The sequence below is a fragment of the Bradyrhizobium sp. PRIMUS42 genome, assembly GCF_023006515.1.
Lineage (GTDB): Bacteria > Pseudomonadota > Alphaproteobacteria > Rhizobiales > Xanthobacteraceae > Bradyrhizobium.
The window spans coordinates 1-18,218 of sequence record NZ_JALBGZ010000049.1 but is presented as its reverse complement, the minus strand read 5'-3'; the positions used below and the strand labels follow the sequence as shown (position 1 = coordinate 18,218).

Here is an 18,218-nt window from a genome sequence, read left to right as displayed (position 1 = left end):
CCGACGCCGTCTATGACGCGGCATTCCGCCGGGCGGGGGTGCTGCGGGTCTCCGATCTGCGTGAGCTGTTCGATTGTGCCGAGACACTCGGCCGCGTCGAATCGCCCACGGGAAAGCGTCTCGCCATCCTGACCAACGGCGGCGGCATCGGCGTCCTCGCCGTCGATCGATTGGTCGAACTCGGCGGAACCCCGGCGACCATCTCGGAGGAGGCGCGCAAGACGCTCGATGCGGTGCTGCCGCCGACCTGGTCTGGTGCAAATCCCGTCGACATCGTGGGCGACGCTGACGCCTCGCGCTACGCGGCGGCCTTGGAGGTGCTGTTGGCCGATCGCGACAATGATGCGGTCCTGGTCCTCAACGTGCAAACGGCAATCGCCTCGGCGGCCGAGATCGCCACGACCGTGACGGAGCTCGTCGGCAAATATCGCGAGCAGCACCGCCGCTGGGCGAAGCCAGTGTTGGCGGCCTGGGTCGGAGCCGATCAGCACATCATTCAGGCACTTTCCGGCGCCGGTATGCCGAACTATCCGACCGAAGACGACGCCGTGCGCGGCTTCATGCATCTGGTCCGGCACCGCGAGGTGGTCGAGGAGCTGAGCCAGGTGCCCCCCGCGATGCCCGATACATTCGTGCCGGATGCCCGGGGGGCGAGGCAGATCGTCACCGCCGCGATCGCGGACGGCCGTGAATGGCTCGAGCCTGTCGAGATCAAGAACTTGCTCGAAGCCTATGACATCGCGATGGTGCCAACCTATGCGGCGAGCGACGTCGAGCAGGCGGTGGCCTATGCAAAGGAAATCTTCGCACAAGGCGACACTGTGGTGCTGAAGATCATGTCGCGGGACATCGTCCACAAATCCGATGTCGGCGGCGTCGTGCTCAATCTGACGACGCCGGAGGCCGTGCGTGCGGCCACCTCCGACATTCTCGCCCGGGCAAGAAAGCTGCGGCCGGGGGCCCGCATCGGCGGCGTCATCGTCCAGGCGATGATCGTCAAGGCAAAGGCGCGCGAACTGATCCTGGGCCTCGCCGACGATCCCACTTTTGGCACCGTCGTGGTGTTCGGCCGTGGTGGCACCGCGGTGGAGATCATCAACGACAAGGCGCTCGCGCTGCCACCGCTGGATTTGCAGCTCGCGCGCGATTTGATCGACCGCACCCGCGTGTCGCGGCTCCTAAAGGCCTATCGTGATGTGCCAGCGGTCAAGCACGACGCCGTCGCCATGGTCCTGGTCAAGCTGGCGCAGATGGCGGCCGACATTCCCGAGATCCGCGAATTCGACATCAATCCGCTGCTGGCGGACGAAACCGGCGTGACCGCGGTGGATGCCCGCGTTGCGGTCGGACCGCCGCAACGGAAGTTCGTCGGCTCCGGCCCGGCCAATTTCGCCGTTCGCGCCTATCCGTCGCAATGGGAACGTCGCCTCAAGGTCAAGGACGACTGGCGCATCTTCGTGCGGCCCATGCGTCCCGAGGACGAGCCGACCATCCACGAATTCCTGCGCCACGTTACGGCGCACGACCTTCGCCTGCGTTTCTTCGCACCGATGAAGGAATTTACCCACGAGTTCATCGCACGCCTCACTCAGCTCGACTATGCGCGCGCCATGGCTTTCATTGCATTCGACGAGGCAACCGGCGAAATGGTCGGCGTGGTCCGGCTCCATTCGGATTCGATCTACGAGAGCGGCGAATACGCGATCCTACTACGGTCCGATCTCAAGGGCAGGGGGCTCGGCTGGGCCCTGATGCAGTTGATCATCGACTACGCGAAGTCGGAAGGGCTGAAGACCATATCGGGCGACGTGCTCAAGGAGAACACCGTCATGCTCGAAATGTGCCGCGACCTCGGCTTCGAGGTCAAGCCGGATCCCGCCGAGCCCGATATCTGCGACGTCAAGTTGAGGCTCTGAGCGCGCCCGCTAGGAGCGCGCTTCAGCCGAATTTGCCGCGGCGGATGTCTTGGTCGTCGTCCGCAATTCCTGATGATGATCGCGATCAACGGCACCAGCACCGGCGCGATCGTGCTGAGCGGACGATGCACTGCGCCTGACACCTGGGCCTGGAGCGCACGTGCCTCGAGCTGAAGGGCTTCGATGGAGGTGTCGTGAATTTCGTTGGCAAGCTCGATGTCGCGGCCTGACGGAGCGCGGCCGGCGATCGCGAAGAGAGCGGTCGCGATGGCAAAATTGACGGCGCCGAGGATGGCCGCCGCGGCAATTGCACTCCAGATCTGGACCAGCGCGAAATAGGCAGACAGCTCCAGCATCAGAAGCCCGAACGCCGCGATCAGCGCCGCAAAGGCGCGCAGGCCGAGGCCGACCAGCAGATGGCGCAGCCTGATGTCCGCGATGATCCTGTCGGTGCGCCACAGCGCGCGCAGATGTTTGACCACATTCTCGGTATTCACCTAGTGTCTCCTCAGCATGAAACCGACAACCACGCCGAGCGCGAAGGCGGAGGCCAGCGATGTGATCGGGCGCTCCGCAATGAGCCCCTGAAGCTGCTCCTGTTCTTCGTCGACGGTTTCGCCGAGCTCGGTGAGCGCGGCCCTGATCTGGTCGGCGAGCGCCTCGGCGCGATCTTTCGAGCTCTCGAACATCTCCTCGCCGGCCGTGCTCAGCAAGCGTGTGACATCGACCTTCAGCGCCCGCAATTCTTCGCTCATCCTGTCACTGTTGAACATGGACTTGATATCCCCATTGAATGCAAGCAAGCCTAGGACCCGCGCGCGCGATCGCGCTTGATTTGCGTCAATCCGCGGCGTGTCCGGGTCTTGAGACAGGTCAAGCCGGCGGCCATATGCTGGCCTAGAAATGCCGTCTGACTGGGGACGGATTGCCCCGATGAGGTGGAACGCGTGAACCACGAACCGCTGTTGCTCGCGACGCCGTCCGGCGACGTGCTGAACTTGCGTCCTGAAGGGCCCTGGACCGCCGCGAATGTGGTCGCGCTCGAGACATTGTCCCGGTCGGTCGGAGCCGACGTCGATCAATCGCGCCTCGTCACCCTCGACATGTCGGGCGTCAGCGCGCTCGACACGCTCGGGGCCTGGGTCCTGGAAAAGCTGTCGCGCAGGGCCGCATCATCCGGCAGATCTGCCGAATTCGTCGGGGTCGCCGATCATTTCAGCGGGCTGATGGACGAGGTGCGTCAGGTCAACCGCCACACGCCGGCTCCGACGGCTGCGCCCAACCCGGTGCTGGCGAGGCTGGGCGATCTCGGCAAATCCACGGTCGGGGCGCGGGAGGACATCACGATCTTCCTCCAGATGCTCGGCTCATTGTTCATGGCGGTGATCGGTGTGCTGCGGCGGCCGCGTTCGCTGCGGCTGACGTCGTTGGTGTATCAGCTTTACCGCATCGGGTGGCAGGCGATCCCGATCGTCGCGCTGATCACCTTCCTGATCGGCGCCATCATCGCGCAGCAGGGCTTCTTCCATTTCCGCAGATTCGGTGCGGAATCCTACACCGTCGACATGGTCGGCATCCTGGTGCTGCGTGAGCTCGGCGTGCTGATCGTCGCCATCATGGTCGCCGGCCGGTCGGGAAGCGCCTACACCGCCGAGCTCGGCTCGATGAAGATGCGCGAGGAGATCGACGCGCTCTCGACCATGGGGCTCGATCCCGTCGAGGTCCTGATCCTGCCGCGCGTTGTGGCCCTGGTCATTGCGCTGCCGATCCTCACCTTCATCGGATCGATTGCCGCGCTCTATGGCGGCGGTCTCGTCGCCCAGTTCTATGGCGACATGGGGCCGGCGATCTACATCGCCCGGCTGCACGAGGCCATCACGGTCACCCATTTCGAGGTGGGCATCCTGAAGGCGCCGTTCATGGCGCTGGTGATCGGGATCGTAGCCTGCAGCGAAGGATTGCGCGTCAAGGGCAGCGCGGAGTCGCTCGGGCGGCAGACCACGACGTCGGTGGTGAAGTCGATCTTCCTGGTGATCGTGCTCGACGGCCTGTTCGCGATCTTCTTCGCCTCGATCGGAATGTGACGATGGATGCATCGCAAGACGAGTTCGCGATCCGCGTCCGTGACCTCGTGGTCGGATTCGGCCGCCAGACCGTGCTCGACCATCTGTCGCTCGATGTCCGCCGGGGCGAGATCCTCGGGCTGGTGGGGGCGTCCGGCGGCGGCAAGTCGGTGCTGATGCGGACCATCATCGGCCTCATCCCGCGCCAAGGCGGGACCATCGAAGTCATGGGACAACCCACTGGCGGTCACGGACGAGGCGCAGCCACGACATGGGGCATCCTGTTCCAGCAGGGCGCGCTGTTCTCCTCGCTGACTGTCCGTCAGAACGTCCAGTTTCCGTTGCGTGAAAACCTCGTCCTGTCGCAGGAGCTGATGGACGAGATCGCGATCGCCAAGCTCGAAATGGTCGGCTTGCGCGCCCAGGACGCGGACAAATTCCCGGCGGAGCTGTCCGGCGGCATGACCAAGCGCGTGGCGCTGGCGCGCGCGCTCGCGCTCGATCCGCCGATCCTGTTCCTGGACGAGCCGACCTCTGGCCTCGATCCGATCGCCGCCGGCGATTTCGACGCGCTGATCACGACGCTGCAAAAGACGCTGGGTCTGACCGTGTTCATGGTGACCCACGACCTTGCGAGCCTGACCACGGTCTGCGACCGCGTCGCCGCGCTCGCCGACGGCAAGATCGTGGCGATCGGCCCGATGCGGGAATTGCTGCAATCCGAGCATCCCTGGGTGCGTGCCTATTTCCACGGCAAGCGCTCGCAGATGCTGCAACACGAGATGAGATGAGACATGGAAACCCGCGCTCCCTACGTGCTGATCGGCAGTTTCGTGCTGGCCGCGATCCTGGCGGTGTTCGGCTTCGTCTATTGGCTGAACAACACCGGCGGCATCGGGCCGCGCACCAACTACCACGTGCAATTCCAGGGGCCGGTCCCTGGCCTCCTGGTCGGCGCCGGCGTGCTGTTCAACGGCATTCGTGTCGGCGAGGTGACCCAGCTCGGGCTCGCGCCTGACAACCCGCGCTTCGTCAATGCGACGATCTCGGTTGCCACGGCCACGCCGGTGCGTTCCGACACCAAGGTCGGTCTCGAATTCCAGGGCCTGACCGGCGTGCCGGTGGTGACGTTGGAGGGCGGTGTGATCGTCGCCAAATCCGGCGAGCCCCTGACCTTGATCGCCGAGGCCGGCGCCGGTCAAAGCATGACGCAGGCCGCGCGCGATGCGCTGCGCCGGGTCGACACCGTGCTCGAGGACAATTCCGGCCCGCTAAAGGACACCATCGCCAATCTGAAAACGTTCTCCGACGGGCTCGCGCGCAACACCGGCAAGATCGACGGCATCCTGGCGGGCCTGGAGAAGATGACCGGCGGCGGCGCGCCTGCGCAGAAGGTCACCTACGACCTCCACACGCCGCAGAACCTCGGTGGTCCGGCCGCCAAGACGCTCTCGGCGTCACTGGCCATTCCGGAGCCGAGTGCGGTCGCAATGCTGCAGACCCAGCGCATGCTGTTCTCACCCAGCGGGGACAGGCCGGGCTTTGCAGACTTCCTCTGGGCCGACAGCATTCCGAAATTGCTCCAGGCGCGCCTGATCGACAGCTTCGAGAATTACGATATCGCCCACGCCCCGCTACGCACGACCGACCTCGGTCAGGCGGATTACCAGCTCCTGATCGACATCCGGCGCTTTCGGATCGCCACGGAGGACGAGCCACGGGTCGAGATCGGACTGTCGGCGCGGATCGTCGACAAGAACGGCAAGGTAATTGCCTCGCGCCTGGTCGAGACCAGCGAAAGGCTCGACAGGGTCGAGCCGGCGGCCTCAGTCGCAGCCTTCGATGCGGCCTTTGCTCGCATCGCCAAGGAGCTGATTGGGTGGACCGTGCAGGCGGTGTGATGCCTATTCTAGCGTCTTCAGGTAGGACAGCAGGTCGTGGATCTGGTCCGGACTGAGCTCGAAGGCCGGCATGTCGGCGTGGCCGGTATAAATCCCTTCGGCCAGCGCCTCACCAAGGGTCTCGATCGGATAACGCTGATGCAGAGTGCGTAGCGGAGGCGCGATCTTGAGCGGGCTTTGGGAGTCGCGGTCGATCGCGTGGCAGCGTGCGCAATTGGCCCGTGCAAAGGCCTTGCCGCGCTGTTCGGCGGTGGGGGCCGCCAGCGCAGGCGTAATCAGAAGCAGCCCAATCAGGCCGTGACGCAGGACGCCTTGCAGCATGGAAAGTGATCCCGTCGAACTCTGGAAGCAGAATAGGACAGGATGCCAACCCAAATTTGATCTGGGTCAACTGGCTTTGGCGCAATGCAGTAAAATGCCGCTGCGTGGCGGGCTCGGCCGGGGGGCGGAGCTGGACCGACGCGAGGAGCGGTGGATGAAGCCTTCCGTGGTCACGATTGAGCCGAACGGGCACTTCTGCGACGATTGCGCCGTACGCGGAGCGGCGGTGTGTTCGTCGCTGGATGCGGCCGAGCTCAGGGAATTCGAGCATCTCGGACGCCGCGTTCATTTCGACTCCGGCGAGACCGTGTTCTCCGAGGAGGACATCACCACCTTGTTCTACAACGTCCTCGAAGGCGTCATGCGGCTGTACAAGCTGCTGCCCGACGGCCGGCGGCAGATTGTGGGCTTTGCCTTGCCCGGTGATTTCCTGGGGATGAATTTGTCCGGCCGGCACAATTTTTCTGCCGATGCGATCGGCGCGGTGACCGTGTGCCAGTTCGCCAAAGCGCCGTTCGGCCGCTTCATCGAAGACCGGCCGCAGTTGCTCAGGCGGATCAACGAGCTGGCCATTCGCGAGTTGAGCCAGGCTCGCGACCATATGGTCCTGCTCGGCCGCCGCTCGGCGGACGAGAAGGTTGCGACCTTCCTGCTCGGCTGGCGTGAACGGCTGGTCGCGCTAAAGGGGCTGTCCGATACGGTCCCGCTTCCGATGAGCCGTCAAGACATCGCCGACTATCTCGGCCTGACCATCGAAACCGTCAGTCGCACCTTCACCAAGCTCGAGCGTCACGGCGTGATCGAGATCATTCATGGCGGCATCAGCCTGCTCGATCCTGCGCGCGCCGAGGCGCTGGCCGCAGCCTGACGGTCGTCCGCGTCGCCTGACCTTTTTGATCTCGATCAATGACGCCGGCCGGCCGGCACAAATCCCAACCCAACTGGGAGGAGCATGATGCCCGCTGATGCATTGCTGATGGCCATTGTCGTCGTCGCGATCTTCGTCGCATTCGCCGCAGCTCTGGCTTGGGCGGACCGGCAAACCAGCGCCGGCCGGCTCGATCCGGATTCCAAGCGCTGAAACTCCCGAGGTCCTGGTCCGCTCAGGCGCGCGGCAGCCGACGCCCGCCCGCACTGTCGGCCGCTCGCCAGCGCCTCAACGCAATCGCGGATTGCGTGGCCTGCAACTCTGCATCGATCAAAACGCATCGACGCATCCTCCGGATGCGCATTCCGGCTCGACCGCGGCTTTTTCGCGGCATTTGCCTCAAACCGCGCGCGTGCTTTCCGGTTGAAAAGCCTGATAACGTTGACTACGCAGGAACCTCAGTGCCTCGTAGTCTTAGGAGCCCCGCGGCGTGCCTCAGGACAAGACCGGCGACCCCCGACAGTCGGCGGGCAACAAATTATCGGTCCTGCGCAAGCACCCGATCTTCGCGGATCTGGAGCCGGAGGCGCTCGATCAGCTCTGCCGCTACGCCAAGCACACCACCGTGAAGCGCGGCGCGACGATCGCCGCCAAGGGCGATCCCGGCAACAATCTCTTCGCGGTGATCACGGGGACAGTGAAGATTTCCTCCTCGTCGCCCGATGGACGGAACGCCATTCTCAATCTGATCGGCCCCGGAGAAATCTTCGGCGAGATCGCGGTGCTCGACGGCGCGCCCAGGTCGGCCGACGCCACCGCCAACACCAATTGCGAGCTCTACATCATCGATCGGCGGGACTTTCTGCCGTTCGTGAAGAGCCAGCCGGCGCTGGCGATGAAATTCATCGAGCTGCTCTGCGCGCGTCTGCGCTGGACCAGTCAGCAGGTCGAGCAGGTGATCCTCCAGAATCTGCCGGGCCGGCTCGCGAGCGCGCTGCTCGGTCTCACCGAAGAGCGCAAGTTCGACTCCGGCAGCGGCACGCTCGCCATCACCCAGCAGGAGATCAGCGAGATGGTGGGGATGACGCGCGAGAGCATCAACAAGCAATTGCGCGCCTGGGCCGGCCGCAACTGGGTTCGCCTCGAGCACGGCGCCATCGTCGTGCTGGATACGGACGCGCTGCGCGAACTCGCCGAGAGCGGCCTCGGCGGCGAGTGATGCCTCAGGCCTGATCGTCGATGATGGCGACCGCGCGGGTCCAGCCCGCCGAGGCGCGTTCGATCTTCACCGGGAAGCATGAGACCGTGAAGCCGGTCGGGGGCAATTGATCGAGATTGTGCAGCTTCTCCAGATGGCAATAGCCGATATGCCGTCCCGCCTTGTGGCCTTCCCAGATCAGGCCGGCATCTTTTGTCTCGGCATATTTCTTCGCGGTGTAGACGAACGGCGCGTCCCAGCTCCAGCCGTCGGTGCCGGTCAGCCGCACGCCGCGTTCGAGCAGATACATGGTGGCTTCATAGCCCATGCCGCAGCCGGAATTGACGTATTCGGCCTTGCCGAATTTCGCGCCGGCGTTGGTGTTGACGACGACGATCTCCAGCGGCGACAGCGTGTGTCCGATGCGCTTCAGCTCCTTCGCGACGTCGTCGGCGCTCGCCACGTAGCCGTCGGGCAGATGCCGGAAGTCGAGCTTCACGCCGGGCTGGAAACACCATTCCAGCGGGACCTCGTCGATCGTCCATGACCGCTCGCCGCGGTTCATGGTCGGATGGAAGTGCCAGGGCGCATCGAGATGCGTGCCGTTATGGGTCGACAGCGAGACCTGTTCGACGGCCCAGCCTTGTCCGTCCGGCAGATCCTGCGCCTTGAGACCGTCGAAGAACTGCAGCATCCGTGGCAGGCCCTGCTGGTGATCGATATACTGGATTGTCGGATGGTTGCCGGGTGGATCGGCCGTCACGTCGTTTCGAAGCGGCACAGAGATATCGATCAGCTTCCGCGGCATGGGCATTCCCTCAACATGGTCTGCTGTTTCGAATATCTTGAGGGGCCTGCATTGGTGGCGTCAAGTCACGTGGCGGCGACGTCGGCCAGCCGCCGTCCCCGCCATAATGCGAATTGCGTCAGAAATCGATCGATGCAACTCTTGCATCGATCGATGCTGGAATTGGCTTGGACAGAGAATGCCGCCCGCCCTACGGACGACTTGGTGCTTGACTTCACGTCTGAAGTGGAGCGACCCAAGGCGGCCCGCAGCCTGCCCGACAACGACATAATCAACCCCGGAGGAAGCCCAGATGAAGACACTCACCGGTATCATCACAGCCGTTGCGCTGGCGCTCTCAGCGCCCCTGGCGACCGCACGCGATTTCCGCTCCGCCGACATCCATCCCGCCGATTATCCGACCGTCGAGGCCGTCAAGTTCATGGGCAAGCAGCTCGCGGCGGCGAGCGGCGGCAAGCTCGGCGTCAAGGTGTTCCCGAACGGCGCCCTGGGCTCCGAGAAGGACACGATCGAGCAGCTCAAGATCGGCGCGCTCGACATGATGCGGATCAACGCATCGCCGCTCAACAACTTCGTGCCGGAAACCATCGCGTTGTGTCTGCCCTTCGTCTTCCGCGACACGCAGCACATGCGCACCGTCCTCGACGGGCCGGTCGGCGATGAGATCCTGGCCGCCATGGAGCCCGCCGGCCTGGTCGGCCTTGCCTATTACGACAGCGGCGCCCGGTCCATCTACACCGTCAAGGCTCCGGTCAAGTCGCTTGCCGATCTCAAGGGCCTGAAGATCCGTGTCCAGCAGTCCGACCTGTGGGTTGGCATGATCCAGAGCTTAGGGGCCAACCCGACGCCGATGCCGTATGGCGAGGTCTATACCGCGCTCAAGACCGGCCTGGTGGATGCTGCCGAGAACAATTGGCCCTCCTACGAGTCCTCGCGCCATTTCGAGGCCGCCAAGTTCTACAACATCACCGAGCACTCGCTGGCGCCCGAAGTTCTCGTGATGTCGAAGAAGGTCTGGGACACGCTGAGCAAGGAGGACCAGGCGCTGGTCCGCAAGGCGGCCAAGGAATCGGTGCCCGTCATGCGCAAGCTCTGGGACGAGCGTGAGCAGGCCTCTCGCAAGACAGTCGAGGCGGCCGGCGTCCAGGTGGTGACCATCGCCAACAAGGCGGAGTTCGTCGACGCGATGAAGCCGGTGTACCAGAAGTTCGCCGGCGACGAGAAGCTGCAGGGCCTCGTCAAGCGCATCCAGGACACGAAGTAAGACCATAGCCGCGTCGGGTTCGGCGTTGCCGCGGAGGCGACGCCGGACCCTCGCAAGGAGCCGCGGAAATGACAGACCCACACGTCGCAAGTCACGAGCACGGGGACACGGCAGCACGTCCATCTACAGGCTTGCTGTCGCGGATCAACGCCCCCGTTGCTCGCGCCGGCATGTATCTGTCCGTGACCGGACTGCTCGTCATCGTGATCATCGTCTTCTATCAGGTGTTCGGGCGCTACGTCCTCAATTCCAGCCCGACCTGGACGGAGAACCTCGCGCTGGTCCTCATCCTCTATGTCACGCTGATCGGTGCCGCCGTCGGCGTGCGCGATGCCGGACACATCGGCATGGACAGTCTGCTGGTGATGCTTCCGGATCACATGCGGGAGAAGATCGAGCTCGTGATCCACGTCCTGGTGGCCGTGTTCGGCGTTGCGATGGCCTACAACGGCTGGGTCCTCGGGTCTTCGGTCGGAACCGTGAAGATCCCCAATCTCGGTCTTCCCGAGGTGATCCGCTACGTGCCGCTGATCGCCTCCGGCGTCCTGATCGTCTCCTTTTCCATCGAGCACATCATGGCTCTCCTGCGCGGCGAAGAGGTCGTCCCCTCATGGAACTGATCATCCTCGGCGCCACGTTCTTCGGCTTCCTGATTCTCGGCGTTCCCGTTGCCTTCGCGATCGGCCTCTCGGCGATCTGCACCATCCTCTACGAAGGCCTGCCGGTCGCGGTCATCTTCCAGCAGATGATGTCGGGGATGAACATCTTCTCGTTCCTCGCGATTCCCTTCTTCGTCTTCAGCGGTGAGCTGATGCTGCATGGCGGCGTCGCCGACAAGATCGTGCAGCTCGCCAAGAATCTCGTTGGCCACATCCGCGGTGGGCTCGGCATGTCGAACGTGGTCGCCTGCACGCTGTTCGGCGGCGTCTCCGGCTCGCCCGTGGCCGACGTGTCGGCGATGGGCGCGGTGATGATCCCGATGATGAAAAAGGAAGGGTTCGACACCGACTACGCCGTCAACGTCACCACCCACGCCTCGCTGGTGGGCGCCTTGATGCCGACCAGCCACAACATGATCATCTATGCCCTGGCCGCCGGCGGCAAGGTCTCGATCGGCGCGCTGATCGCCGCCGGCCTCCTGCCGGCGATCGTGCTGATGATCTGCATGCTCGTCGCTGCCTACGCCGTCGCGGTGAAGCGCGGTTATCCCGCCGGCAAGTTCCCGGGCTGGGCCGAGGTGTTCCGCTCGTTCGCGGCCGCGCTGCCTGGCCTTCTGATTGTCGGCATCATCCTGACGGGCATCCTCTCCGGCGTATTCACGGCAACCGAATCCGCCGCCGTCGCGGTCACCTACACGATCCTGCTGACCTTCTTCATCTACCGCACCATGACCTGGAGCAACTTCCTGCGCGCAGCCGCCAAGGCGGTGAAGACGACGGGCGTGGTGCTGCTGCTGATCGGCGTTTCCACCATGTTCCAGTACCTGATGGGACTGTACGAGGTGGCCGATCTCGCCGGCGAGATGATGAGCAAGGTGTCCACGCAACCCTGGATGATCTTCCTGCTCATCAACGTCATCCTGTTCGTGCTCGGCACGTTCATGGACATGGCGGCGACCATTCTGATCTGCACCCCGATCTTCCTGCCGATCGCGATGAAGGCGGGCATGGACCCGGTGCAGTTCGGCATGCTGATGCTGATCAATTGCGCGCTCGGGCTCAACACCCCGCCGGTCGGAACCACGCAGTTCGTCGGCTGCGCCATCGGCGGCATCTCGGTCGGCGCGGTGATGCGCACCATCCTGCCGTTCTATGCCGCGCTGATCGCAGCCCTGATGTTCGTGACCTACGTCCCTGCATTCTCGCTGTGGCTGCCCCGCCTGCTGATGGGCTACAAGGGCTAGCAGCTACAGGAGAAATTATCAGTGACGGACTATCGCAAGCTCTTCGATCTCACCGGCAAGACCGCAGTTGTCCTCGGGGCCGCATCCGGCATCGGCAGGTCGTCGGCCGAGGCCCTTGCCGGGTTAGGGGCCCGTGTCGTCTGCGCCGATCGCGCGCTCGACGCCGCGGAAGCGACTGCCGTCGGCATTCGCGACAAGGGTGGCTGGGCGGAGGCAGCGGCTTGCGACGCTGCGAGCGCTGCGGACGTCAATGCGCTGGCCAAAACGGTGATGCAGAAATTTTCGCGGCTCGACATTGCCGTGACGACGCCCGGGCTCAACATCCGCAAGACCATCCTCGATTATACCGAGGAGGATCTCGACCGCGTCCTCAACCTCAACGTCAAGGGCACTGTCTGGTTCTTCCAGGCCTTCGGCCGCATCATGGTTGCGCAAAAGGGAGGCAGCATCATCGCCTGCTCCTCGGTGCGCGCGGTCACCATCGAGCCGGGCCTCGGCGTCTACGGCTCGACCAAGGCGGCGATCGGCCTGCTGGTGAAGGGCTTTGCCTCCGAGGTCGGCCATGCCGGCGTGCGCGTCAACGCGATCGCCCCGAGCATCGCCGAGACCGCCCTGACCGGTCCGTTCAAGCAGCGCCCCGACATCTACAATCTCTACGCCGGCCACACTGTGTTCAACCGCTGGAGCAGCGCCGACGAGGTCGCGACCGCCGTGGCCTATCTCGCTTCGGATGCCGCGAGCTATGTCAGCGGCAGCACGCTGTTCGTCGATGGCGGCTGGACTGCGGTCGACGGCCCGCCGACCGGGCTGACCCAGCTGCACAAATAGACGGGCCGTCTAGGGCGTGTACTCATAAATTCGCCTGGCCCGCGCGGAGGGGCCGTGTCCGTTAGTTCTTCAACACCGGACACGGGCCGGTTCGCCCTAGCTAGTCCGCTAAGGGCCCAGAAGCGGCCCCTGGCGTCATCAGTGTGCACCGGATAGATTGGCCAAGATCTTCCCTAAAATGACGGAGTTGCGTCGTGCGGTTGCCGTTGCTGCTGGTTTTCCTTGCCGCGATGTCGCCGGCGCTCGGCAGGTGGGAGGGCGTGGAGGTAGAGCGGATCCCGGTCGCCAGGCTCATCCAGAACTTGGAGAAGATCGCCAAGGACAATCCTGCCAGCGCCGAGGCGCTGCTGAACCTTGGTCGTGCGCATGGCATGGTTTACGCACAGAAGTCCGACCCGCTGACGGTACCGAGGGCCTACCATGGTATTGAGCCGCCTGCCGTCCCTTTCAATGCGGTAACGATTGCCGCTGTCCCCAGTGTGAGTATCGCCGCCCAGGCGCATTTGGAAGCCGCGTTGAAAGCGTACCAACGGGCACTGGAGCTGGACAAGGAAAACCTTGTGATCCGGCTCGGCCTTGCTTGGCTGACCGAGCAGGCCGGCAGGAAGGACGATGCGGTGAGGCAGTATCGAACGATCGCAACCGACGCTTGGGAGAAGGAAAAGAGCCTGAAGGCGCTTGGTTTCAGCGGTCGGACGCTGACCGGCGAGGTCGCCTCCTATCTCGTCCCGCTTCTCGACCCCGAGAAGGACAAGCGCGAGATCGAGACGCTGAAGGACCACGTGGCCACGATGCGAAAGCTGCCGCACCCAGTCACTCCCATCGCAGTGCCGCTGGCCGATGGGCTCACCACCACCGATCTCGAAGCACCCGACGCGCGGGTGACGTTCGACGTCGACGGCAGCGGGCTAGGTCGCGAATGGAGCTGGATTACTCCCAAAGCTGCCTGGCTGGTCAGCGACCCGACACACGATGGCAAAATCGACAGCGGCCGGCAGTTGTTTGGCAACGTCACGTTCTGGATGTTCTGGAACAACGGATACGCGCCACTGGCCGCACTCGATGATGATCGTGACGGCATTTTGACCGGCAAAGAACTGGCCGGCCTCGCCCTGTGGCACGATGCCAACAGCAATGGCGTGGCAGACCTTGGAGAGGTCAAGCCGGTTTCGGCCTATGGCATCGTCGCTATATCGTGCAAATGGCAGACGCTGAACAACAACCCGGACAAGGTCGCCTTCAGCCCCAACGGCGTGGTGTTCCAGGATGGAAAGACGCGCCCGAGCTTCGACCTGGTCTTGAAGGCACAGCTTGGTTTCCAGGTCACGTTGCGCGCGCCAGATGCGCTGCGGAATAGTCCCTGAACACTTGAATGACGGGTTGCAACGTTTTGCTTAGCATATGACAGCACCCTCGGCTAAGGTTGCGCGGCAGCCACAACTTCCGTTCTGGGTCACCAGCCGCCGATCACGCTCAAAGTGGCAGACTTCCGCTTTGCGTTGGAAGCCGGCGTTTATGAGTACATACCCTAGCGGGCGAACCCGACGCGCTGGCGCAGCTCCTTCCGATCTGCGCCAGTCAGCAAAGAGACCAGCGCGGCCGCCTCCTTCGGATGCGCTGCCCGCGCGGTCACGCCGGCCGTGTACATCGTCACGAGTTCGCAGCCCGGCGGCAGCGCCGCTGAGAGTGCAATGCCGTCTGTCGCGATGATCTCGGTCGCCTGCGTGCATCCGATCGGCCGCGTCGCGGTCGAGTTCGCGAGCTCCCGCATCGCCGTTGCACCGTTCGGAAATATCTTGAGGCGCGAGGCAACTTCATAGGCGATGCCGAGCTGGTTCAGCACTTTTGCGACATGCTGTCCTGCGGTCGAGGCCTTGGTATCAGGGACGTAGATGGCATCGGCGCTGCGCAGCACCTCACGCAGATCGGCCTCGGTCTTCACCATCACCTCGGGATCGCGGCTGCGGACCGCCAGCGCGGTCTCGACCCGGCCGACATCCGTGATCGAGGAGGGGACGACGAGCTTTTCTTCGGCAAGCTCCGCAAGCAGCGCCTGCGTCAGGATCACGAGATCGGCCGGCGTGCCCGCGCGCAGCTTGTCGGCCATGAGGCCGACCGCGCCGAATTCGCCGCTGATGCCGAATCCGGTCCGCGCCTTCAAGGCATCAGTGAGGCCGCGCACCAAGCCTTGCGCCGCGCCGCCGCTCAAGATTTTCACTGTCGTCACGACGCAAGCTCCGCAGCTGCAATGATTCTGTCACGCGTGATCGGCAGGTCACGCACGCGCACGCCGAGGCAGTCGTAGACGGCATTGGCGATCGCCGCCGTCACCGGGCCGTGGGCGGCCTCGCCGGCGCCGACCGGCTCGATCTCCGGTCGCTGGATGATCTCGACGTCCACTGCCGGCACCTCACTGAATCTCAGGATCGGATAGTCCGTCCAGGAGGTCGAGGTGATGCGCGTCCGGTCGAAGCGGACGCGCTCCCTCAGCACCCAGCTCGTCGCCTGGATCGCGCCGCCCTCGATCTGATTGATGACGCCGTCCGGATTGATGGCCTCGCCGACATCGACCGCGAGCGTCAGCCTCTTGACGCGGATGTCGTCGGTGCCTTCGATCTCGGCAATCGCGGCGCAATACGCGCCCGTGTTCTTGTAGCGGCCAAATCCGATGCCGTGACCGATGCCGGGCTGCTTCTGCGGTTTCCATCCGGAACGTCGCGCCGCAGCGCTGATGACGTCGCGGGCCCGTTCGTCGCGCAGATGCCGCAAGCGGAACGCGATCGGATCTTCGCCGCGCAAGGCGGCGATCTCGTCGAGCAGGGATTCGATGGCGAAGACGTTGCCTTGTCCGCCCAGCGTCCGTAGCGACGAGGTGCGCATCGGCATGGTCAACAGCCGGTGGCTCGTGATCCTCCAGGCCGGAAGATCATACAGCGGAACGGAGTTGCGGTCGGCACCGCCGCCATTCGCGGCCGGTGGATTCGTCGAGATCATACGGGGGTAGGGGTTCGCGATCTCGGTTGCGGCAAGCAGCGCCGGCTGCGGCGCGCGTCCCGGCCTTGCTACGTGGCCATTGCTCCAGATCGCGTGGCGCCAGCCGACGATCTCGTTGTCCGCATCGAGATCGGCCTCGATCTCGATGGCCATCGCCGCGCCAAAGGGGGCGTGGGACATCTCGTCGTGGCGCGACCACTGCACCCGCACCGGCCGGCCGCCAGCGGCCTTGGCGAGCAACACGGCATCGAGTGCCACGTCATCGGCCGCATTGTGTCCGTAGCAGCCGGCGCCCTCCATGTGCTCGACCACGATGTTCTCGGCCGGCAGCTTGAGCACGATCGCGAGGTCGGCGCGCAGCAGGTAGACACCCTGGCTGTGCGTCCAGACATGAACGCGATCAGCCTCCCATCGTGCCAAGGCGCAGGACGGCGCCATCGAGGCATGCGCGATGTAAGGGCGGGTATATTGCCGGCGGAGGGTTTGAGAGCCCTTGCGCGCCGGGCTTGCTGTCCTGGTGTCAATAATGGTCGTCTCGACGGGCTGGCTCCGCAGGAAGCCGGCGAGATCGGCTTCATCGGGCAGCGGTTCGCCGGCCGACCATGTTGCGCCTTTGCGCAGGGCTTTCAGCGCGGCTTCTGCCGCAGCCTCGCTGTCGGCGACCACTCCGGAAAAGCCGCCGTCGCGGACGATCGCGATGAGGCCGGGAACGGCGCGCGCTACGGTGTCGTCTAGCCCAACCAATTTGGCGCCCGAGACGTCGGGTCGCAACACGCGTCCGTGCGCCAGTCCCGGCAGCGCAAGGTCGTGGATGAAGCGCGGCCGCGCAAACACCTTGTCGGGAATATCCACACGCTGGACCGAATGGCCGGCGACGCTGCGCTTGTCGGCGCTCTTCGCGGTCACGTCCGCGGTGGCATCGTGGTCGAGCGAGACCTCGCCGCTCAATTCCCAGTAGCTGGTCCTGACATTGCCGGGGCCTGAGATGGTGCCGTCATCGACATCCAGCAGCGATGCATCGACACCGAGACGCTCCGACGCCGCGTCAAGGAAGCGTTGGCGCACCTCGGCACAGACCAGGCGCAGCGCCCGGCCGGATTGCTGGATCGACTGGCTGCCCGAGGTGACGCCTTCGTTCGGGCTCATCGCCGTCGAGGTATGGATCATGTCAATGCGGCCGATATCGACGTCGAGCTCGTCCGCCGCGATCTGCGCCAGCGCCGTGACAATGCCCTGGCCGATCTCGACCTTGCCGGGCGAGACCGCCACACCGCCTTCACCCGTGAAGTTCACCCAGGACGACAGTTTTGGATTGGCAGCGAGGCTGATCGGCAGTTTCGGGGCAGGGGACGACGCACTCATGACGCTGCCAGTTCCGCCGCCGCGCGCAACACGGCGCGGACCATGCGGGTATGCGATCCGCAGCGGCACAGATTGCGATCGAGTGCCGCTCTGACCTCGGTCTCCGTCGGGGACGGATTGCGCTTCAGGAGCGCCGCCGCGCTGATCAGGATTCCGGAAACGCAATAGCCGCACTGTATCGCCTGCTCGGAGATGAAGGCACGTTGCAGCGCGTGCGGTCGTCCGGCGGTGCCGAGGCCTTCGACGGTGACGACGTCCCGGTCCGCGACAGACCACATCGGCATATCGCAGGAGGTTATCGCGCGGTCGTTGACCATGACAAGACAGGCCCCGCACTCGCCGGCGCCGCAGCCGAAATGTGCACCGGTAACGCCGAGCCGGCCGCGCAGCACGTCGAGCAGCGTCTGACCGGGATCGACATCCACGGCCGTGGCTGCGCCGTTGAGCCGGAATTGAATGGTCGACATGATCACTCTGCGGCCTCAGGACTTGTCGAACTTCTTGACGACGTCGGCCCATTTCTCGATATCGCCACGCAGGAATTTCTCGAATTCCTCCGTGGTCATCGACATGGGCACGGCCCCCTGTTCCGTCCAGAGCTTGACGATGTCGGGCCGCTTCACCATTGCGTTGACGGCGGCATTGAGCTTGTCGATGACGGGCTTTGGTGTGCCGGCCGGCGCCATCAGGCCGAGCCAGATCGTCGCCTCATAGCCTGCTACCCCCGCCTCGATCGCGGTCGGCACCTTCGGCAGCACGGCTGAGCGCTGCTTGCCGGTGGTCGCGAGCGCG

The 18,218-nt window shown here is 64.5% G+C and carries 19 protein-coding genes and 1 pseudogene; 12 read left to right on the top strand and 8 right to left on the bottom strand.

The window, feature by feature from the left end:
• Positions 1-1,916: GNAT family N-acetyltransferase (locus MOV75_RS07370; protein ID WP_247005282.1), on the top strand; the 1,916-nt coding region annotated here is incomplete at its 5' end.
• Between the two features lie 9 nt (positions 1,917-1,925).
• Here the strand turns inward: MOV75_RS07370 and MOV75_RS07365 are convergent.
• Positions 1,926-2,413 (bottom strand): annotated as a pseudogene (locus MOV75_RS07365) (phage holin family protein).
• Positions 2,414-2,689, bottom strand: a complete 276-nt coding sequence (locus MOV75_RS07360) for a hypothetical protein (RefSeq protein WP_246919963.1) — start codon at positions 2,687-2,689, stop codon at positions 2,414-2,416.
• Between the two features lie 174 nt (positions 2,690-2,863).
• Between MOV75_RS07360 and MOV75_RS07355 the strand changes: the two genes are divergently transcribed.
• Genes MOV75_RS07355 through MOV75_RS07345 form a run of 3 tightly spaced genes read left to right on the top strand, consistent with a single transcriptional unit; the run spans position 2,864 to position 5,880 of the window.
• Complete coding sequence (locus MOV75_RS07355; RefSeq protein ID WP_246919959.1) at positions 2,864-4,000, top strand: ABC transporter permease; 1,137 nt, start codon at positions 2,864-2,866, stop codon at positions 3,998-4,000.
• A 2-nt stretch (positions 4,001-4,002) separates the two neighbouring features.
• Complete coding sequence (locus tag MOV75_RS07350) at positions 4,003-4,770, top strand: ABC transporter ATP-binding protein (protein WP_246919957.1); 768 nt, start codon at positions 4,003-4,005, stop codon at positions 4,768-4,770.
• A gap of 3 nt (positions 4,771-4,773) precedes the next feature.
• Complete coding sequence (locus tag MOV75_RS07345; RefSeq protein WP_246919955.1) at positions 4,774-5,880, top strand: ABC-type transport auxiliary lipoprotein family protein; 1,107 nt, start codon at positions 4,774-4,776, stop codon at positions 5,878-5,880.
• 3 nt (positions 5,881-5,883) lie between these two features.
• Here the strand turns inward: MOV75_RS07345 and MOV75_RS07340 are convergent, their stop codons facing one another.
• Complete coding sequence (locus MOV75_RS07340) at positions 5,884-6,201, bottom strand: cytochrome c (protein ID WP_246919952.1); 318 nt, start codon at positions 6,199-6,201, stop codon at positions 5,884-5,886.
• 154 nt (positions 6,202-6,355) lie between these two features.
• Here MOV75_RS07340 and MOV75_RS07335 point away from each other — a divergent pair, with 154 nt between their 5' ends.
• The 3 genes from MOV75_RS07335 to MOV75_RS07330 all read left to right on the top strand — a co-directional run bounded on the left by MOV75_RS07335 (position 6,356) and on the right by MOV75_RS07330 (position 8,288).
• Positions 6,356-7,069 carry a helix-turn-helix domain-containing protein gene (locus tag MOV75_RS07335; protein ID WP_246919973.1) on the top strand — a complete coding sequence of 238 codons (714 nt, stop codon included), beginning with the start codon at positions 6,356-6,358 and terminating at the stop codon, positions 7,067-7,069.
• 87 nt (positions 7,070-7,156) lie between these two features.
• The gene (locus MOV75_RS42440) at positions 7,157-7,282 is read left to right on the top strand and encodes a hypothetical protein (protein WP_258719518.1); all 126 of its coding nucleotides are present in this window, start codon (positions 7,157-7,159) and stop codon (positions 7,280-7,282) included.
• Between the two features lie 277 nt (positions 7,283-7,559).
• Entirely contained in the window at positions 7,560-8,288 is a 729-nt protein-coding gene (locus MOV75_RS07330) for a Crp/Fnr family transcriptional regulator (RefSeq protein WP_246919950.1), read from the top strand.
• Positions 8,289-8,292: 4 nt separating this feature from the next.
• Here the strand turns inward: MOV75_RS07330 and MOV75_RS07325 are convergent, their stop codons facing one another.
• Positions 8,293-9,075: a cyclase family protein gene (locus MOV75_RS07325; RefSeq protein ID WP_246919946.1), complete on the bottom strand. Its 783-nt coding sequence runs from the start codon at positions 9,073-9,075 to the stop codon at positions 8,293-8,295.
• Between the two features lie 292 nt (positions 9,076-9,367).
• On the opposite strand from MOV75_RS07325, the gene MOV75_RS07320 reads away from it, so the two are divergent.
• From MOV75_RS07320 to MOV75_RS07300, 5 genes are all read left to right on the top strand, one after another.
• A complete protein-coding gene (locus tag MOV75_RS07320; RefSeq protein WP_246919943.1) occupies positions 9,368-10,339 on the top strand; it encodes a TRAP transporter substrate-binding protein in 972 nt (323 codons plus the stop codon).
• 68 nt (positions 10,340-10,407) lie between these two features.
• The gene (locus MOV75_RS07315) at positions 10,408-10,959 is read left to right on the top strand and encodes a TRAP transporter small permease (protein WP_246919942.1); all 552 of its coding nucleotides are present in this window, start codon (positions 10,408-10,410) and stop codon (positions 10,957-10,959) included.
• Entirely contained in the window at positions 10,950-12,242 is a 1,293-nt protein-coding gene (locus MOV75_RS07310; protein ID WP_246919941.1) for a TRAP transporter large permease, read from the top strand. Before MOV75_RS07315 ends, MOV75_RS07310 begins: the two co-directional genes overlap by 10 nt.
• Positions 12,243-12,263: 21 nt before the next feature.
• The gene (locus MOV75_RS07305) at positions 12,264-13,070 is read left to right on the top strand and encodes an SDR family oxidoreductase (RefSeq protein WP_247005281.1); all 807 of its coding nucleotides are present in this window, start codon (positions 12,264-12,266) and stop codon (positions 13,068-13,070) included.
• Positions 13,071-13,264: 194 nt separating this feature from the next.
• Positions 13,265-14,434 carry a lipopolysaccharide assembly protein LapB gene (locus MOV75_RS07300; RefSeq protein WP_247005280.1) on the top strand — a complete coding sequence of 390 codons (1,170 nt, stop codon included), beginning with the start codon at positions 13,265-13,267 and terminating at the stop codon, positions 14,432-14,434.
• A 164-nt stretch (positions 14,435-14,598) separates the two neighbouring features.
• On the opposite strand, the gene MOV75_RS07295 is transcribed toward MOV75_RS07300, so the two are convergent.
• The 4 genes from MOV75_RS07295 to MOV75_RS07280 form a co-directional block, all read right to left on the bottom strand.
• Positions 14,599-15,297, bottom strand: coding sequence for a substrate-binding domain-containing protein (locus MOV75_RS07295; RefSeq protein ID WP_247005279.1), 699 nt, complete (start codon positions 15,295-15,297; stop codon positions 14,599-14,601).
• Positions 15,294-17,426: a molybdopterin cofactor-binding domain-containing protein gene (locus MOV75_RS07290; RefSeq protein WP_247005278.1), complete on the bottom strand. Its 2,133-nt coding sequence runs from the start codon at positions 17,424-17,426 to the stop codon at positions 15,294-15,296. Before MOV75_RS07290 ends, MOV75_RS07295 begins: the two co-directional genes overlap by 4 nt.
• Positions 17,423-17,893 (bottom strand): (2Fe-2S)-binding protein, encoded by a 471-nt coding sequence (locus MOV75_RS07285; protein ID WP_247005277.1) that lies wholly within the window; start codon positions 17,891-17,893, stop codon positions 17,423-17,425. The genes MOV75_RS07290 and MOV75_RS07285 overlap by 4 nt, the downstream gene beginning before the upstream one ends.
• Positions 17,894-17,908: 15 nt before the next feature.
• The coding region (locus MOV75_RS07280; RefSeq protein ID WP_247005276.1) for a tripartite tricarboxylate transporter substrate-binding protein at positions 17,909-18,218 on the bottom strand (310 nt) is incomplete at its 5' end.

Bases quoted from the DNA above. Each gene is read 5' to 3' on its own strand.
- MOV75_RS07290 (WP_247005278.1), bottom strand. From the start codon at position 17,426: ATGAGTGCGTCGTCCCCTGCCCCGAAACTGCCGATCAGCCTCGCTGCC.
- MOV75_RS07335 (WP_246919973.1), top strand. From the start codon at position 6,356: ATGAAGCCTTCCGTGGTCACGATTGAGCCGAACGGGCACTTCTGCGAC.
- MOV75_RS07285 (WP_247005277.1), bottom strand. From the start codon at position 17,893: ATGTCGACCATTCAATTCCGGCTCAACGGCGCAGCCACGGCCGTGGAT.
- MOV75_RS07325 (WP_246919946.1), bottom strand. From the start codon at position 9,075: ATGCCGCGGAAGCTGATCGATATCTCTGTGCCGCTTCGAAACGACGTG.
- MOV75_RS07350 (WP_246919957.1), top strand. From the start codon at position 4,003: ATGGATGCATCGCAAGACGAGTTCGCGATCCGCGTCCGTGACCTCGTG.
- MOV75_RS07320 (WP_246919943.1), top strand. From the start codon at position 9,368: ATGAAGACACTCACCGGTATCATCACAGCCGTTGCGCTGGCGCTCTCA.
- MOV75_RS42440 (WP_258719518.1), top strand. From the start codon at position 7,157: ATGCCCGCTGATGCATTGCTGATGGCCATTGTCGTCGTCGCGATCTTC.
- MOV75_RS07340 (WP_246919952.1), bottom strand. From the start codon at position 6,201: ATGCTGCAAGGCGTCCTGCGTCACGGCCTGATTGGGCTGCTTCTGATT.
- MOV75_RS07310 (WP_246919941.1), top strand. From the start codon at position 10,950: ATGGAACTGATCATCCTCGGCGCCACGTTCTTCGGCTTCCTGATTCTC.
- MOV75_RS07360 (WP_246919963.1), bottom strand. From the start codon at position 2,689: ATGTTCAACAGTGACAGGATGAGCGAAGAATTGCGGGCGCTGAAGGTC.
- MOV75_RS07315 (WP_246919942.1), top strand. From the start codon at position 10,408: ATGACAGACCCACACGTCGCAAGTCACGAGCACGGGGACACGGCAGCA.
- MOV75_RS07345 (WP_246919955.1), top strand. From the start codon at position 4,774: ATGGAAACCCGCGCTCCCTACGTGCTGATCGGCAGTTTCGTGCTGGCC.